Origin of the sequence: Leptothoe sp. EHU-05/26/07-4 (assembly GCF_043421015.1) — a bacterium.
Classification (GTDB): domain Bacteria; phylum Cyanobacteriota; class Cyanobacteriia; order Phormidesmidales; family Phormidesmidaceae; genus Leptothoe; species Leptothoe turfae.
Genome location: NZ_JAXSQV010000004.1, coordinates 205,349 through 221,713 on the forward strand (window position 1 = coordinate 205,349; position 16,365 = coordinate 221,713).

The window sequence follows — 16,365 nt, forward strand, 5'->3', positions numbered from 1 at the left end:
CTTTCAGATATTTGAAGCAGTGCTAGGTCTATGCAGCGGCTACGGGTAGTAAATCTAATTCAGCCATTAAACCTTTAAGTTCATTGCTGAGTTCAGCCGGAGCTTCACCTAGAGGTAAACGGCAGGTACCTACAGACCATCCCTGAAGATGCATGGCAGCTTTAATCAAAATGGGATTGGTGGTTGCGAATAGGGCTTTAAACAAGGGCAGTAATTTAAGATGCATATCCCGCGCTGCCACCACTTGACCCTGCTCATAGGCTTGAATCATTTGCTGTAGAGATTCTCCCACGAGGTGGCTGGCAACACTGACAACACCTGTGGCTCCTACTGACAGCATGGGTAGCGTTAAGGAGTCATCCCCGGAATAAATGTCAAAATCAGATGCGGTCAGCCGACGAATTTCGCTTACTTGGTCTAAGTCACCACTAGCTTCTTTGACCGCGACGACATTTGGCACTTTTGCCAAGTTGGCAATGGTAGACGCTGCCAAATTTTGCCCGGTGCGTCCTGGGATGTTGTAAAGCATCACAGGTAAGTCGGGGACTGCGTTTGCGATCGCACTAAAGTGTTTCTGTAATCCAGCCTGAGGAGGCTTGTTATAGTACGGAACTACCTGAAGTGTCCCATCTAACTCTAGCTCAGCTGCCTTTTTGGTTGCTTCAATAGCCTCTGTCGTACTATTCGAGCCAGTGCCAGCAATAATTTTGCCGTGACCCTGGATAGCAGCTTTAATGACTTGAAAAAGCTTGTATTCCTCTTCCCACGTAAGTGTGGGAGATTCTCCTGTGGTACCACATACAACGATAGTATCTGTACCGTGACTGACCAGATGGGATGCTAGCCGCTGCGCAGACTCATAATCGACGGCTCCTGCCTGATCAAAAGGGGTAATCATTGCCGTGAGTACTCGCCCAAAATATGTCACGTCCTATCTATCCTCACTACATCACATCATACAGAAAACTTAATAAAATCCTATCTTCAAAGGATTAATTGACAACCCTGCCAATTGGCATGGCCGTTTGGAACCTCCTATTACAGAATCTATAAACTATTACCTGCTCAAGCTCCCCATAAGGCTTGACTACAAAGCTTTTAACTTTCCGAAGACTAACAACCAATTCAGATGACAGCCTTATTCTAGGCTAGGGCCTTTGGTTTCAGAGCTTGCTTATCCACTAAGAGTTCAGCGATTTGAACGGCATTGAGAGCTGCCCCCTTTCGTATTTGATCACCACTGAGCCAAAGCTCTAAGCCATGATCATGAGAAAGATCACGACGAACTCGACCAACTAACACATCATCCTGACCGCTAGCTTCCATAGGCATTGGAAAATAATTAGTCTGCCAATCTTCAACTACCTTTACACCAGGTGCTGTTTGCAACAGGTCTAATGCCTTACTCACTGTGAGCGGCTGTGTGAATTCAATATTTATGGCTTCTGAATGAGCTCGTAAAACCGGGACCCTTATGCAGGTTGCACTCACACGCAAACCAGGAACCCCAAAGATCTTACGAGTTTCATTCACCATCTTCATTTCTTCTTGGCAGTATCCCTGGTCATTGAGTGGTGAATTATGAGGGAACAAGTTAAATGCCAGTGGATATGGAAATGACTCAGTTGGAGGCTCTTCACCCTGTAATATTGCCTGAGCTTGCTGCTTAACCTCTTCCATTGCCCGAGCTCCCGCTCCACTGGCAGATTGATAAGTTGCAACTACAATGCGTTCCATCGGTTGATGCTGATGTAATGGCCAAAGGGCCACACTCATCAATATGGTGGTGCAATTGGGATTGGCGATGATTCCCTTGTGATTGAGCGCAGATTCAGGATTCACCTCAGGTACCACAAGAGGGACATCTGGGTCCATGCGAAACGCACTAGAGTTATCTATAACAACAGCACCTGCTGTAGCCGCTTTAGGTGCCCATTCTTTAGAAACAGAACCCCCGGCAGAGGCAAGGACTAGGTCAATATCAGCAAAATCTACATCGCTAATAGCTTTAACCTTAATAGGTTTCCCTTTAAAGAATAGCTCCTTCCCAGCCGAGCGCTGAGAAGCTAAAAGAGTCAACTCCTGAACAGGGAAGTTACGCTCTTCCAAAAGCTCTAGCAGTTCGGTGCCAACGGCACCTGTAGCCCCCATAATCGCTACATGATACGCTTCAGGCAAAAGATCTAACCTCCTCATTTATTAATAAAACTTGCACACAAACAATAATCATTAAAATAGAAAATAAGCAGAAAATAAGCCTGATTTAACTTTTAACGAACGAGACAATGCCTACAAATAAATTCTAAATTCTTTTCAGATCCCTAAGCCCACCGCTGAACCATACAGTAGAGTTCCATTTATACAAAGATACCAAAGCTAAAACAGGAATCTCTAGAATGGCCAGATTGCCAAATAATCCCTTGTGTCTTATTCAGCCTTGTGTCTTACTCAGTAAAAGTAATGGGTTAGTTTTCGAGCCTAACTCAAACACAGTCCAAAAGGGAAACACTAGTACTCCTAAAACAATTAGCGGTTCAGCTTACTTCTCCCTACAAATTGCTCCCATGTCCCCAAATCAATTTGCCATGGCTGTATCCGGTTGAAGTCAACCGGCCTACAAGCACCCAAGCTAAAGGCACCATGTAATAAAGCTTGGGTGCTTTACAAATAGCAATCATGAATACTCGCCTATGATACTACACCCATTTAGCCCTGCCTTAATGTTGGCCAATAGTTAATATTCAGTGCGGCTTGCTGGTGTGGGCAGGTAAGAAATTAAGCAAAAAGGCTAAACTTCTTAACAAGGCATCTAAGAGTCAACGCTTCGATATAGGAATAATCAGGTAATATAGCTAACTGCGCTCGCAGCTCATGCTTTGAGCGTTGAATTTTTTAGGTGTTCTTCACACAGCCACGATACTTTAGCCAAATAAAGATGGTGCTGCATCTTGAGTCACAAGACAGCACTCGACTGAGATGTAAAAGTGCTGTCCCTCTAATGGAGCAAAACTTTACAAAGTCAGTTTGTGGTAAAACCTGCTGCGCAACCCAATCAATAAGAACAAAAAGCCGAAATGAAAGTTACCCAGGAAAAACTGCCCGATAGCCAGGTTGGCTTAGAAATAGAAGTTCCTGCAGATATCTCTAAGCAGACTTATGAGCAGACGCTACGTAAGTATATGAAGACGGCTAATATCCCTGGGTTTCGTAAAGGCAAAGTGCCTCGTCAGATCCTGGTACAGCAGTTGGGAGCAAATAGGCTCAAAGCTGCTGCTCTTGAAGAGTTAGTCCAAACTGCTATTGATAAGGCGATTTCTCAAGAAAAAATTGAAGCATTAGGCAATTATCAACTGCGCTCTGGTTTCGAATCCTTAATTGAGCAATTTGAGCCAGGTAAAGTTTTAACTATTTCCGCATCAGTAGATGTTCCTCCTCAGGCTGAACTTGATAAATATCAAGGTCTATCGGTTAAAGCTGAGGAAATTGCTTACAGTGCGGATCGAATCACTGAAACTTTAGAGAGCTATCAGCAAAATCTAGCCAGCCTGGTCCCTGTCGAAGATCGAACAGCGCAGGAAGGGGATGTCGCTGTAGTTGATTTCGTCGGCAAAATTGTTGAAGACGGTAAAGAACCTGAAGAATTTGAAGGAGGCTCTGCCAGCGAATTTCAGGTTGAAATTAAAGAAGGCCGCTTTATTCCAGGATTTGTTGAAGGCATTGTTGGCATGGAGTTGGGCCAAACTAAAGATGTCGAAGTTTCATTCCCAGATGAATATCCTCAGGCGGATCTTGCTGGTAAACCTGCTGTTTTCAGCATCACCTTAAATGACTTGAAGGAGCGCGAACTCCCTGATCTTGATGATGATCTTGCGCAAGAGGTCAGTGAATTTGAAACTCTGGCAGAATTAAAGCAGTCCTTGGAAGAGCGTTTTAAGAAAGAGGCGGAGGATGCGACTAAGGCCAATACAGAAACAGCCCTTCTAGATGAGCTGGTTACTCACCTACAGGTAGAAATTCCCAGAACCTTATTGCAGCGGGAAGTAGATCATATCGTTACCCAGACAGTGATGCAGCTGTCTAATCAAGGTATTGATATCAATAAATTTTTGACCAAGGAGCTGGTCGAAAATATGCGTGAAAATGCAAAGCCTGAAGCAACCGAACGTTTACGTCGCACGCTTGCTTTGGGAGAAGTTGCAAAGCAGGAATCCATCAGCGTTGATGAGGATGCTGTGACTACTCGCATGAAAGAAATGATGTCTGAAGTAGACGATCCGACAAAAATTGATCAAGATCGTTTGAAGCAAGTGGTAAATGAGGATCTTCTTAAGGAAAAGATTTTGACTTGGCTTTCAGAGAACGCAAGTGTTGAGCTTGTGCCTGAAGGTACTCTGGCTCCCAATGAAGAAGCTGACACTGAAACAGCGGCTACTTTGGAGGAAGAATAGTCGTCTGGTTTAAGAACCATTGATTGAGGTTAGCCTTCTCAATCATAGAGTTTACTCATGGCTTAAGCCGATCAAATTCTTTTAGAGATAATAAGGTTGCCGGGTGCGGGCGTTACTACCCAGAAAGGGATTGCATTGCCAATAATGTTGGAATCAATTAAAGGATTGCAAAAAATCCTGCCAGGTGGCTGTTGAAATTGGTCGGTTTTCGCTAGAGTATGGGGGCCTTCCCTACACACATCTCAACTGAGGGATAAGGCATAATGTATAGGGAGCCTATTAATCAATATATGTATTCATCAATGTTTCATCTCTGCCAGAGTACAACAGTACCAGATTTGTCTGGGCACATGTTGTCCAGTGGCACTGACGGAGCAAAAAGTATGCTTCCAGTAGTGCTTGAGCAATCTGGTCGAGGTGAACGGGCGTTTGATATTTACTCACGCCTGCTGAGGGAGCGCATCGTATTTCTTGGCAGTGGTGTAGACGATACGCTGGCTGATTCAATTGTGGCTCAGTTGCTATATTTGGATTCCGAAGATCCCGAGAAAGACGTCCAAATATATATCAATTCCCCTGGAGGATCGATTACCGCAGGGATGGCTATCTACGATACTATGCAGCAGATTCGTCCGGATGTGGTGACCATCTGTTTTGGATTAGCTGCTAGTATGGGGGCGTTTTTGCTTTCTGGTGGGGCTAAAGGGAAACGCATGGCCTTGCCAAGTTCCCGCATAATGATTCATCAGCCCCTGGGCGGTGCTCAGGGCCAAGCAGTTGATATTGAAATTCAGGCTCGGGAAATTTTGTACTTGAAGCAGCGGTTAAATGAGCTATTGGCTGGTCACACTGGGCAGCCTTTGGACAGAATCGCAGAAGATACTGAACGTGATTTCTTTATGTCTGCTGCTGAGGCTGCTGACTATGGCTTAATTGATACCGTGATTTCTCGCGATACAACCGCCGATTTGATGTCAACGCACTAGGTTAGGGCTGATATGTCTAAATATGACTCCCATCTCAAATGTTCCTTTTGCGGGAAGTCTCAGGAACAGGTGCGCAAGTTAATAGCAGGTCCAGGTGTGTATATCTGTGACGAGTGCGTTGATCTTTGTAATGAAATTTTAGATGAGGAACTGTTTGACTCCAGTTCTGCAGTGACTCCTCCGACACCTCGACGAGAGCAGCAACCTGAGCGTAGTCGAAAGTCGCCGTCACATATTTCCCTAAACCAAATTCCTAAGCCTCGTGATATCAAAGCTTATTTGGATGAGCATGTTATTGGTCAGCACGAGGCTAAAAAGGTCCTTTCTGTTGCAGTTTATAACCACTACAAGCGACTAAGTTATGTGCAGTCGGGGGGTGGGCCTGGTGAAGAGAATGTCGAGCTGCAAAAGTCTAATATTCTCTTGATTGGACCTACTGGTTCAGGTAAGACTTTGTTGGCTCAGACATTAGCAAAAATTTTGGATGTTCCCTTTGCTGTAGCTGATGCAACTACGCTTACCGAAGCGGGATACGTAGGTGAGGATGTTGAAAATATTTTGCTGCGGTTATTACAGGTCGCAGATTTAGATGTAGAAGAAGCTCAGCGCGGCATTATCTATATCGATGAGATTGATAAGATTGCTCGTAAAAGTGAAAATCCATCAATAACAAGGGATGTGTCTGGTGAAGGTGTGCAGCAGGCACTTTTGAAGATGCTGGAGGGAACTGTTGCCAATGTGCCACCTCAAGGGGGACGGAAACATCCCTACCAAGATTGTATTCAGATTGATACAAGTAATATCCTATTTATCTGTGGTGGTGCGTTTGTTGGTTTAGAGAAAATTATTGAGCAGCGTATTGGCAAAAAGTCTATGGGCTTTGTACAAGGGTCAGGAGAACCTCAAACACAGTTCAATCGTGATAAGAGAGCTGCTGATGTCCTCAAAAATTTAGAAGCTGACGATATTGTTAAATTTGGGATGATTCCTGAATTTATTGGCCGAATTCCAGCCATATCCGTACTTAATCCACTTGATGAAGAAGCATTGATGGCAATTTTGACAGAGCCTAAAAATGCCCTTGTCAAACAATTTCAGAAGCTCATGCTTATGGACAATGTGAGCTTGGAGTTTAAGCCGGACGCTATTCGTGCGATTGCCCAAGAGGGGTATCGGCGTAAGACCGGTGCACGAGCACTGCGTAGCATTATTGAAGAAATTATGCTGGATGTGATGTATGAGCTGCCTTCAAGGAAGGATATGAAGCGTTTTCAAATTACCCGAGAAATGGTTGAAAAACGCTCTACCGCAGAGTTGCTTATGCATCCCTCTTCATTACCTAAACCAGAATCTGCTTAATTAATTAAAACCAGAGAATACCTGACTTATGTCTGCCTGAATGTCACTCTGTATAAAGCTGAGTGTTGAGGGTTATATGGCTTATATAAAGCTTAATGGGGTCAACCATTACTATGAATGGATTTGCGATGGTTCACCCGGAAGTCGCCCAACTCTAGTGTTTTTGCATGGCTGGGGAGGATCTGCCCGTTATTGGGAAAGTACAGCTCAGGCAATGAAATATGATTTTGACTGTTTGCTATATGATCTGCGTGGATTTGGTAGATCCGCAGCTGCAGTCAAGACAACAGTTGATTTAGGAACTCTGGAAAGTTTTGCAGATGATCTTAATTGTTTATTAACAGCTTTGGAGCTGGAACGTGTCTTTATAAATGCTCACTCTATGGGGGCTTCAGTAGCACTTTACTTTCTTACTCGTTTTTCTCAACGCGTGAATAAGGCAATTCTTACGTGCAATGGGACTTTTGAATATGATGAGCTTGCCTTTCAAGCTTTTCATCGGTTTGGTAGCTACGTCGTGATGTTTCGCCCATCATGGTTAGCGAATATTCCTTTTGCACCTCAGATGTTTATGGCACGATTTCTGAAAAAAAATATTTCTTATCCTGACAAAAAAATATTTCTTAACGATTTTTTGCAAGCTGATATGGCAACTGCCTTAGGTACCTTAAAGGCCTCTGTCAGTAAGCATGCTACAGAAACAATGCCTCGGGCCTTTTCAGCTATTAGCGTACCCACGCTGATGATATCTGGGGAATATGACAAGATTACCCCTGCTCAGCTCGGGCGTCAGGCGGCGTTCTTGAGCAAGCATATTAAGTATGTAGAAGTGCCGGGTACTGCTCATTTTCCCATGTTGGAGGATGCTTCAACCTATTTGTCGGTGGTCAAAGCATTTCTTGATTAATGGCTAGATACTGCTGAAAAATTTGTAGTGTGCTTCAAAACTTTGAGCAACAAAATTTCAGTGAGTAACGAGGATGGTCTAAATTCATTATTTCTTTTAAAGAAAAAGTTACATACACAAAGCTTGATGGGAATGCTGAATACAGGCATATATGAATGTCTATGATGCTTATATCTCACATAGTTTCTAAAGTTAATTATTTCAGGTAGCGATTAGGTAACGTTCTAGGTTCTTTCCAAGAACTATATGTATAAGTCTAAAGTTTGGCTGTAGTGCATTAATGTCGCTGCGATCAGGCAAGAAAAATTACATGGCGATAATTTTTGATGAATAAATAATTCCTAAGAGTATCTACTGACTTAGATATCATCAGTGCACTCTACTGGGTGTGTTGGGGATATCTATCTCGAAGTAATACTTTAAACAGCCAGAGTGAATATACGGAGTCTCTCGGGAAATTTATAGTCCGAGTCCCGTAATCCAACGATGGTGGGCTTAAGTCAACATCCCGACAATGTACTTAAATCACGATTTAACGCCCTAACACAGGATATTTAGTACACTATGGCTACTCAAACCTCATCGCTTCGATCTCGCGGGATGGAGATGCTGATGGCATATAAACAACAGCCATCAATTAAGTTGCGTAATGATTTAGTTCGCTTAAATGCAGGTTTAGTGCGAAAAATAGCGCACCGTGTAAGTCATCAGTGTGCTGAACCTTATGAAGACCTTGAGCAGATTGGCTATCTTGGTTTGATTCGAGCAATTGAACGGTTTGATCCAAGTCAAGGGTGTGCGTTTAGTTCTTTTGCGGTTCCCTATATTCGAGGTGAGATGCTTCACTTTCTGAGGGATCGCGGATCTACGGTTAAAATTCCTCGTCGTTGGCAAGATTTGCAAAAGGCTAGTCAGAAGCTACAAGCTGATCTACTTCGACAATATGGTCGCCAGCCGTCTGATCATGAAATGGCTCAAGCCCTTTGTATTTCGGTTAAAGAGTGGCGTCAGGTGAAAATGGCTAATAAGAATCGTATGCCACTGAGTTTAGACGCTACTGTTTGTCATCAAACTGATTCAACAATTACTCTGGGAGATACCCTGCCGGATATGCATTATCAGCTTCTGCAAGCGCTAGAAGAAGATCGTCAGCAAGTGCAGCGGGCGCTCAGTCAGTTAGAGGATAAAACCCGCTCAGCTATTGAATTTGTCTTTTTTAAGGGACTTTCCCGTAAAGAGGTGGCTGAACGCATTGGTGTGAGTCCGATGACAGTGACTCGTCGCATTCAACGGGGAGTTGATCAAATGATTAATTATTTGCAACCCCAGACATTGCAGACAGATCCCTAGGGTTTGGGTTGCGTTTAGGTTGTTTAAACCTGTAAGAGTGTCAAAAATTTTGCCTCTCTTGGATCCGGTTTTGATATAGATAAAAAGTAGCGGTGTGAAGGGTTGTTTCACACCGCTACTTTTGTATTAAGAAAATAGTAAGTCTATGGTTGGGGTGTTAATCAGATTCAGTAGCCAGTTGTGTTGGTTAAGGAGCAGTCGTGATATTTAAGTTAGCCAACTCTGAAATTAAAGATGATTTCAAATTTCGTCAGCTCCAGGCTCAATTGACGACATGCTGGCAACCTGTAGATTGCTTTGACCGTGCTCCCAGGCAAATTTTGGTGGTGCCTTCCCTTAGCCTTGATCAAGAGGAATTGAGAAAGGTGGAAGGTGTGCATCACTATGAAGAGAGACTGCTGTTTTCACTCCTGCACCTGCGGAATCCTAATACGTCTCTGATCTATGTCACTTCGCAGCCGCTGCATCCTAGCATTGTCGATTACTATTTGGAGCTATTACCAGGTATTCCTAGCTCCCATGCTCAGAGCCGGCTGAATTTATTTTCTACCTATGATGGGTCACAACGGCCCTTGACTGAAAAGATTTTGAAACGTCCACGCTTGGTGGAGCGTATTCGCCATTGTCTTTCTCCCGAGGAAGCCTACATGGTTTGTTTTAACTCTACGTCTTGGGAACAGCAGTTGGCGCTGACATTGAATATTCCACTAATGGCGTTATCTCCAGCGCTGTTGGATTTGGGTACTAAGGCTGGGAGTCGTGAAATTTTTGGTGTCTGTGGTGTACCCCATCCGCAAGGTAGTCAGCTTACATATTGTGTCAAAGATCTGGCTGTGGCCACAGCTGATTTATGGGAGCAACAGCCAACCTTGAAACGTATTGTGATCAAGCTGAATGAGGGATTTTCAGGGGAAGGAAATGCTTTGCTGTTGTTGGATGAGTTGCAAGATGTTGCTCCAGGCCATGCATCTCACAGCCAAAGGGTTGTCAAGATTCACGAAGCCCTGAAACATATGCGTTTTCAGTATGTGCATGAAACCTGGGACCACTTTAGTCGCAAGATTGAAGAGCTAGGTGCGATCGCAGAAGCGTTCATTGAGGGTGACATTAAGCGTTCTCCTAGTGTCCAAGGTCACATCACCCCTTTTGGCGAAGTCGAAATTCTATCCACCCATGACCAGATTTTAGGAGGCCCTGATGGCCAAATCTTTTTAGGTTGTCGTTTTCCTGCAGACGGAGCCTATCGGCTGGAATTGCAGGAAATGGGCCGTCGCGTCGGAGAAAGCCTGGCGAAACAGGGAGCCCTTGAAAGGTATAGTGTTGATTTTATTGCGGTGCAGAACGCGGATCAAACTTGGGATTTAAATGCCATTGAAATTAACTTGCGTAAAGGGGGCACTACCCACCCATTTATGGCTTTGCAGCTATTAACCAACGGCAGCTATAACCTGGAGGATGGCCAGTTTTACACTCCCCAGGGGCAACCCAAATACTATCGAGCGTCTGATAACTTACAAAAGGAGCAGTACAAAGGTCTGTTGCCCAATGATCTGATGGATATCATCATGATTGAACAGTTGCACTTTAATTCTATTGCTGGCACTGGGGCTGCATTTCACTTGATGGGTTGCCTCTCGGAGTATGGCAAGCTGGGCCTCACCTGCATTGGAAATACCCCCAAAGAAGCTGAGCAGATTTATGAGCAAGTAGTGGCTGCCCTAGACAAAGAAACGATCTAGCGATTTTTCATCATGCGGGCAATATCGCGTTTTTCTTGTTTTTGCTTCAAGGACTCGCGCTTATCGTGGAGTTTTTTACCACGCCCAATGGCAATGTTGACCTTGACGCGTCCTTTTTTGAGATAGAGCTTTAAGGGGACTAGAGTTAGACCCTTTTCTTCTACTTTGCCAATCAACTTACGAATTTCAGCCTTGTGCAGCAATAGTCGACGTGGACGGCGCGGTTCGTGGTTATACGCCTGGTTAGTCATGTTGTGGGGGGAAATATGGACATTCAGTAGCCACACTTCACCGTTTTTGACCTGGGCATAGCCATCTCGCAGGTTGACCTTGCCAGCGCGGATAGACTTGACTTCAGTGCCCTTTAATTCAATACCCGCTTCATAGCTGTCTAAGATTTCGTAGGTAAATCTGGCCTGGCGATTGTCAGCCATGACTTTGAAGCCGTCACTGGGCTGGGATTTTTTATTGGTTTTCGCCATGTTGACCTAACGTTGTGGTAACTATGAAAAATGCTGAAGTCCTCGGGTCTGTTATTGTAGCGGGCTATTCCACCACTACACACCATTCATGAAGTTCGTAGTCGACGCAGCCATTTTCAATCAGCGGATCGGCTTTGACAATGGCTTCGGCTTCGGCTAGAGACGATGCTTGGAAAAGCAACATGCCACCGCCATGCTCAGCCCAATACCCGGTTTTGGCTTGGTGTCCTTTTGCAATTAAATCGTTGACGTAGTCAACATGGGCAGGCACAAACTGGTCAAACGTGGATTTATTGACAATCCCACGCTCAATTTTGACAAACCAGGCCATAAGCAACCTTCGGAGATAGTGGCCTTGGTTTTAGACTAAGGCCTTACAAAATACATTGTAGAAAGATTAATGGCTAACCTATGAATTCGCAGCGATTCTTCATTGCTCTGGTGCCACCATCGGAGATTCAAGCGTCTGTCAATGAGATTAAGGGCTACTTTGAGCAACAGTATGACTCTTGTAAGGCATTTAACTCACCGCCTCACATTACGTTGCAGGCTCCGTTTGAGTGGCCTAAAGAGCGGGATATGGATGAGTTGACTGAGGGATTGAAGAGGTTTGCTGTGGGAAGGGAGGAGGTTGCGATCGCACTGCGTAATTTCGGAGCCTTTCCTCCCAACGTCATTTACGTGGATGTCGTTCATGTTCCAGGTTTAATGAGCCTACAAAAAGATTTAGCCATATTTATGGAAACTAGATATGGTGTTGTCGATCGCCGTTATCGTAACTTCTGTCCCCACATTACCGTTGCCTTTAGAGATCTCACCAAAACGGCATTTCACCAAGCTTGGCCAAAATTTCAACAAAAAACATTAGCGTTTGACTTCATAGCCCAACACTTGACGCTACTGCGTCATGACGGTCACCGTTGGCAAATTCATCAAAATTATTCACTCTCAACTTCACTCTGATATCGCCATGCCGCCTGGAAAAAATCCCGCTCACAGACCATGGCATAGCGATACGTAGATCGAATCAACGCACTGTCTGCTGCATATTCATCCACAATGGCTTCTAGCTGAGCTGCTAAGGGTTCAAACTCGTCGCTGCTATATGTGGCAATCCAATCCCCATAGGTATGCTCTGGAATGCCACCCTGGGCGAGCTGTTGACCTAAATAGGCGTACAGACGCATGCATGGCGACATGGCGACAGCTGTGACCCCAATAGACTGACCCCAGGCCGTTGCCAATAAAAAATCCGTATATTGCCGTGTAGCTTTTCCGGGGCTCACCTGGGTCAGGTCTACATGCCAAGTTTGAGCATAGCTCTGGTGTAGCTTGAGTTCTGATAACACCCCAGCCGCCAAATCATGAAATACATTAAAGCTCTGCCAGGTGGGAGCTTTGGCCGCTGCAATGCTATAAGCTCGGGCAAAGGCTTCTAGAAAGAATGCGTCCTGACCCACATAGTAGGCAAAGGTCTTTTGGGGAAGTGTACCGTCTGCAATACCTTGAACAAATGGATGGGCAAGGCTTTCATTGGCCAGGTCTAGGTGGTCTTGCCAAAGCTTGGAAGAAAGGACCATAGGATAGGGATCAGCGGTCGAACTGCGGGTGACATTATAGAATTAATAGGCTACGACCCCATTGGTTTTCATCGTCTAAGCCCATTGCCTAATGTTAGACCTGTCCGACCTCAAACGCGAAAGCGATCTGCTCACTAATCGCCTGGGCAAAGCTCAGGAGTATCTTTGACCTGCCTGCTATTCAGGCAAAAATTGATGACCTAGAGCAGGTAGCTGCCCAACCAGACTTTTGGGATAACCAAGAACAAGCTCAGAAGACACTACAAACGCTGAACGAATATAAGTCTTATTTGGAACAGCTCAATACTTGGAATATTCAACTTGATGATATTCAGACCATTGCAGAATTACTGGAAGTAGAGTCAGATCCAGCCCTTTTATCTGAAGCGCAAGAAACAGCTCAAAATCTAGCCAAGGCCCTTGACCAGTGGGAGCTACAACAGCTGCTTTCGGGTCCCTATGATAAGAACAGTGCTGTCGTTACCATTAATGCTGGGGCAGGGGGGACCGACGCTCAGGACTGGGCTGAAATGCTACTACGGATGTATACCCGCTGGTGTGAGCAGCACGGTTACAACATCAGGCTGGTGGAAGAATCTAAAGGAGATGAAGCGGGGCTAAAATCGGCCACCCTAGAAATTGATGGGCGCTATGCCTATGGCTATTTGAAGGCAGAAAAGGGGACGCACCGACTGGTGCGCATTTCTCCGTTTAACGCCAACGGCAAGCGGCAGACTAGTTTTGCGGGCATTGAGGTGATGCCGGTTTTAGATGACACCATCGAGCTAGATATTCCCGATAAAGACCTGGAAATTAAAACATCCCGTTCTGGGGGAGCAGGTGGTCAGAACGTGAATAAGGTGGAAACGGCTGTGCGGATTACTCACCTGCCGACAGGCCTGTCTGTGCGGTGTACCCAGGAGCGATCGCAACTGCAAAACCGTGAAAAAGCCATGGCTTTACTAAAAGCGAAGCTGTTAGTCATTGCTCAAGAACAGCAGGCCCAGGCGATTGCTGATATTCGTGGTGACATGGTAGAAGCCGCTTGGGGAAATCAAATTCGTAACTACGTCTTTCACCCTTATCAAATGGTGAAAGATCTACGAACAAATGTTGAAACTACGGCAGTTGACGATGTTATGAATGGCGAGCTTGATCTATTTATTCAGGCATTACTTCAGCAAGAAAATCAAATTACTCAAGAATCAACCGTGTAGTCGACCGGGGTATAGTGAGAGCTGATACATTACTTAATGTTTGAAAGAATTCTAGTTCTAGCCTGTTGCGTCAATATTTAGCCTAATGGCCTAGGCGTTTGTAGCCGTTGCTGATTTCAGGGATGAATCGATCTGACAAGATTGCTTTAAATCAGTATTTTTTAGATTAAATCCTCCCGAAGATCAACAACGACCATTTTTATTTATTACTTAAGAGCTATGTCCCAATCGCCTCCGCCTTCTGTAGACCCACAACCCATGGAGCCTGCACCCAGCTACGTCAAACTAGCCATGCGCAATATGGTCAAAAAAGGTAGTAAATCGTTATTTCACTTTTTTCTGACCGCTATGGGCTTACTAGGAGTGTTGATTGGTTTGGCTTACCTTACCCGGTGATTCCATTGACTCAAACTTTAGTGCCCGAGGTAGAGCTTTGGGTAGAGGCGACAGAGCTTTTACCCAAGCAGCCGGACTTACCCCCTACGTCGGCTTGGCAAACCTGGTTTAATATTTGGCTTAGGGAACTAGCTCCAACGGCATCCCCCATAGGTCGATACGAGATTAACCTTCTGCTTACGAATGACGTTACCATTCAAGAGTTAAACGCTACATATCGTCACCAGGATAAGCCCACGGATGTCCTAGCCTTTGCGGCTCAAGAAACGGAAATCCCTGGAGCTCAAACCATTTATCAAACATCGCCTATTCCCTTGGGTGATCTGATTATTTCTGTGGAAACTGCTCAGCGGCAGCGTCACAATGATAATTACTCCCTGATTCAGGAGTTGGCTTGGCTGGCAGCCCACGGTCTTCTGCACTTATTGGGATGGGATCATCCTGATGATGCGGCTCTTCAAAATATGCTAGAGAAGCAACATAGTCTTCTGAAGTGTATTGATTTGACGTTTTAGCAAGATAGGTGATATTTCCTGAATCTGGATAGGTAATATACGATTACAGATTTTGATAAAGGTTAATATAATCGACAAAATGATAATTCTTTCGGGAACCTATTTAGTAGTTTCAGGCTTCGATTAATTAGGTCCGAAGATTATATAAGTCTTATTGATGGACTAAGCAGTAGCTCCGGCATTTAGTTTGCGGTGGCTGCTAGCTAAATTAAGCGGTCTTGCGCTTTTTGTGCTGACTGAATATACATCACCTCTTAAGGTTTGTGCATGTCTATTTCCTCTAACCTTCAAACTGCTCCTAAGAGTAAGAAAGAAAGCAAAACTGCTTGGCAGGTTGCCCCGAATTTATTCACTAGTTTTCGCTATGCATGGGCAGGGATTATCTATGCCGTCAGAACCCAGCGAAACTTCCGTATTCATTTAGGCATTGGTCTAGTAGCGTTGTTTCTAGGAGTAATGCTGCACATCAAAGCAATTGAAGCCGCTGTGGTTGCTATTACCATCAGTGCTGTTCTGGTGATGGAGCTGATGAATACAGCTTTAGAGTCTGTGGTGGATCTAACGGTTGGCCAGACCTACCATGAGCTGGCTAAGATTGCAAAGGATTGTGCTGCTGGGGCTGTTCTGATCTCTGCTATGGCTGCCTTGCTTGTGGCTGGATTTATATACTTGCCACCGCTACTTGTGCTGTTGAATACTGGGATCGCTTAAGCTAGGCTCATTGAGCTTTAGGCAAACAATGATCTTAGTCATTGATAATTACGATAGTTTTACCTACAACTTGGTTCAGTATCTAGGAGAGTTGGGACAAACGCTTCCTGTTGCATCTGACATTCGTGTCTTTCGTAATGACCAAATTACATTGGCGCAGGTTCGTGATTTGTCACCGGATGGAATCCTAATCTCTCCGGGGCCTGGCACTCCTGACGATGCCGGCATTTCTTTGGAAATAATTCGAAAATTGGGTCCAACTATTCCGATTTTGGGGGTATGTCTGGGACACCAAAGCATTGGTCAGGTATTTGGTGGTATCGTCACAGCTGCCGCTGAACTGATGCATGGCAAAACATCCCCCGTGACCCATACAAATCAGGGGGTTTTTGCAGGTCTTGAAAATCCATTGACGGCAACTCGTTACCACAGCTTAGTCGTGGAGCGAGCGAGCTGTCCTGAGTGTTTAGAAATCACTGCTTGGGTTGATGACGGCACGATTATGGGGGTTCGTCATCGCGAGTACCCTCATATTCAAGGAGTGCAGTTTCATCCTGAAAGTGTGTTGACTAAATCAGGTAAACGGCTCCTGCATAACTTTTTGAGTCCTATTCCGATGAAGGTACCGGCCACCGTCTAAGGGGTTTGGGGCTTTTGACAGGGCGGTATGACCCA

The 16,365-nt window shown here is 44.9% G+C and carries 17 protein-coding genes; 12 read left to right on the top strand and 5 right to left on the bottom strand.

Features of this window, described 5'->3' with window-relative positions:
• Positions 1-28 precede the first annotated feature (28 nt).
• Both dapA and U2F10_RS14000 read right to left on the bottom strand, forming a co-directional pair.
• Entirely contained in the window at positions 29-928 is a 900-nt protein-coding gene (gene dapA / locus U2F10_RS13995; RefSeq protein WP_163661561.1) for a 4-hydroxy-tetrahydrodipicolinate synthase, read from the bottom strand.
• Between the two features lie 215 nt (positions 929-1,143).
• Positions 1,144-2,178 carry an aspartate-semialdehyde dehydrogenase gene (locus U2F10_RS14000; RefSeq protein ID WP_163661559.1) on the bottom strand — a complete coding sequence of 345 codons (1,035 nt, stop codon included), beginning with the start codon at positions 2,176-2,178 and terminating at the stop codon, positions 1,144-1,146.
• Between the two features lie 896 nt (positions 2,179-3,074).
• On the opposite strand from U2F10_RS14000, the gene tig reads away from it, so the two are divergent.
• From tig to U2F10_RS14030, 6 genes are all read left to right on the top strand, one after another.
• Positions 3,075-4,448, top strand: a complete 1,374-nt coding sequence (tig, locus tag U2F10_RS14005) for a trigger factor (RefSeq protein WP_163661557.1) — start codon at positions 3,075-3,077, stop codon at positions 4,446-4,448.
• Between the two features lie 350 nt (positions 4,449-4,798).
• On the top strand, positions 4,799-5,434 hold the full coding sequence (gene clpP, locus U2F10_RS14010; RefSeq protein WP_036018558.1) for an ATP-dependent Clp endopeptidase proteolytic subunit ClpP: 636 nt from the start codon (positions 4,799-4,801) through the stop codon (positions 5,432-5,434).
• 12 nt (positions 5,435-5,446) lie between these two features.
• The gene (clpX, locus tag U2F10_RS14015; protein WP_163661555.1) at positions 5,447-6,793 is read left to right on the top strand and encodes an ATP-dependent protease ATP-binding subunit ClpX; all 1,347 of its coding nucleotides are present in this window, start codon (positions 5,447-5,449) and stop codon (positions 6,791-6,793) included.
• A 76-nt stretch (positions 6,794-6,869) separates the two neighbouring features.
• Entirely contained in the window at positions 6,870-7,700 is an 831-nt protein-coding gene (locus U2F10_RS14020; protein ID WP_499872466.1) for an alpha/beta fold hydrolase, read from the top strand.
• A gap of 564 nt (positions 7,701-8,264) precedes the next feature.
• Positions 8,265-9,050, top strand: coding sequence for an RNA polymerase sigma factor SigF (locus U2F10_RS14025; protein ID WP_006515817.1), 786 nt, complete (start codon positions 8,265-8,267; stop codon positions 9,048-9,050).
• 203 nt (positions 9,051-9,253) lie between these two features.
• Positions 9,254-10,789, top strand: a complete 1,536-nt coding sequence (locus tag U2F10_RS14030; RefSeq protein ID WP_499868721.1) for a peptide ligase PGM1-related protein — start codon at positions 9,254-9,256, stop codon at positions 10,787-10,789.
• Here the strand turns inward: U2F10_RS14030 and smpB are convergent.
• Together smpB and U2F10_RS14040 are read right to left on the bottom strand one after the other, a co-directional pair.
• The gene (smpB, locus tag U2F10_RS14035) at positions 10,786-11,271 is read right to left on the bottom strand and encodes an SsrA-binding protein SmpB (RefSeq protein ID WP_163661549.1); all 486 of its coding nucleotides are present in this window, start codon (positions 11,269-11,271) and stop codon (positions 10,786-10,788) included. The genes U2F10_RS14030 and smpB overlap by 4 nt on opposite strands.
• Before the next feature lie 64 nt (positions 11,272-11,335).
• Positions 11,336-11,602: a YciI family protein gene (locus U2F10_RS14040; RefSeq protein WP_163661547.1), complete on the bottom strand. Its 267-nt coding sequence runs from the start codon at positions 11,600-11,602 to the stop codon at positions 11,336-11,338.
• Positions 11,603-11,682: 80 nt separating this feature from the next.
• On the opposite strand from U2F10_RS14040, the gene U2F10_RS14045 reads away from it, so the two are divergent.
• Positions 11,683-12,234: a 2'-5' RNA ligase family protein gene (locus tag U2F10_RS14045; RefSeq protein WP_499872467.1), complete on the top strand. Its 552-nt coding sequence runs from the start codon at positions 11,683-11,685 to the stop codon at positions 12,232-12,234.
• On the opposite strand, the gene U2F10_RS14050 is transcribed toward U2F10_RS14045, so the two are convergent.
• Complete coding sequence (locus U2F10_RS14050; RefSeq protein WP_163661543.1) at positions 12,210-12,851, bottom strand: TenA family protein; 642 nt, start codon at positions 12,849-12,851, stop codon at positions 12,210-12,212. The two genes, U2F10_RS14045 and U2F10_RS14050, sit on opposite strands and share 25 nt — an antisense overlap.
• 91 nt (positions 12,852-12,942) lie before the next feature.
• On the opposite strand from U2F10_RS14050, the gene prfB reads away from it, so the two are divergent.
• The 5 genes from prfB to U2F10_RS14075 all read left to right on the top strand — a co-directional run bounded on the left by prfB (position 12,943) and on the right by U2F10_RS14075 (position 16,330).
• A protein-coding gene (gene prfB, locus U2F10_RS14055; protein ID WP_163661541.1) for a peptide chain release factor 2 occupies positions 12,943-14,068 on the top strand; the annotation gives its coding sequence in 2 pieces (ribosomal slippage) (positions 12,943-13,017 and positions 13,019-14,068; 1,125 coding nt in all).
• A 219-nt stretch (positions 14,069-14,287) separates the two neighbouring features.
• Positions 14,288-14,464, top strand: a complete 177-nt coding sequence (locus U2F10_RS14060; RefSeq protein WP_006515811.1) for a DUF3285 domain-containing protein — start codon at positions 14,288-14,290, stop codon at positions 14,462-14,464.
• Complete coding sequence (gene ybeY / locus U2F10_RS14065) at positions 14,461-14,979, top strand: rRNA maturation RNase YbeY (RefSeq protein WP_163661539.1); 519 nt, start codon at positions 14,461-14,463, stop codon at positions 14,977-14,979. The genes U2F10_RS14060 and ybeY overlap by 4 nt, the downstream gene beginning before the upstream one ends.
• A gap of 267 nt (positions 14,980-15,246) precedes the next feature.
• Entirely contained in the window at positions 15,247-15,690 is a 444-nt protein-coding gene (locus tag U2F10_RS14070; RefSeq protein WP_163661537.1) for a diacylglycerol kinase family protein, read from the top strand.
• Between the two features lie 28 nt (positions 15,691-15,718).
• Complete coding sequence (locus tag U2F10_RS14075) at positions 15,719-16,330, top strand: anthranilate synthase component II (protein ID WP_163661535.1); 612 nt, start codon at positions 15,719-15,721, stop codon at positions 16,328-16,330.
• Positions 16,331-16,365 lie beyond the last annotated feature (35 nt).

Excerpts from the sequence above, each read along its gene's own strand:
- smpB (WP_163661549.1), bottom strand. The coding sequence starts at position 11,271 with ATGGCGAAAACCAATAAAAAATCCCAGCCCAGTGACGGCTTCAAAGTC.
- U2F10_RS14070 (WP_163661537.1), top strand. The coding sequence starts at position 15,247 with ATGTCTATTTCCTCTAACCTTCAAACTGCTCCTAAGAGTAAGAAAGAA.
- U2F10_RS14020 (WP_499872466.1), top strand. The coding sequence starts at position 6,870 with ATGGCTTATATAAAGCTTAATGGGGTCAACCATTACTATGAATGGATT.
- U2F10_RS14025 (WP_006515817.1), top strand. The coding sequence starts at position 8,265 with ATGGCTACTCAAACCTCATCGCTTCGATCTCGCGGGATGGAGATGCTG.
- U2F10_RS14045 (WP_499872467.1), top strand. The coding sequence starts at position 11,683 with ATGAATTCGCAGCGATTCTTCATTGCTCTGGTGCCACCATCGGAGATT.
- clpX (WP_163661555.1), top strand. The coding sequence starts at position 5,447 with ATGTCTAAATATGACTCCCATCTCAAATGTTCCTTTTGCGGGAAGTCT.
- U2F10_RS14075 (WP_163661535.1), top strand. The coding sequence starts at position 15,719 with ATGATCTTAGTCATTGATAATTACGATAGTTTTACCTACAACTTGGTT.
- U2F10_RS14040 (WP_163661547.1), bottom strand. The coding sequence starts at position 11,602 with ATGGCCTGGTTTGTCAAAATTGAGCGTGGGATTGTCAATAAATCCACG.
- U2F10_RS14060 (WP_006515811.1), top strand. The coding sequence starts at position 14,288 with ATGTCCCAATCGCCTCCGCCTTCTGTAGACCCACAACCCATGGAGCCT.
- clpP (WP_036018558.1), top strand. The coding sequence starts at position 4,799 with ATGTTGTCCAGTGGCACTGACGGAGCAAAAAGTATGCTTCCAGTAGTG.
- tig (WP_163661557.1), top strand. The coding sequence starts at position 3,075 with ATGAAAGTTACCCAGGAAAAACTGCCCGATAGCCAGGTTGGCTTAGAA.
- U2F10_RS14050 (WP_163661543.1), bottom strand. The coding sequence starts at position 12,851 with ATGGTCCTTTCTTCCAAGCTTTGGCAAGACCACCTAGACCTGGCCAAT.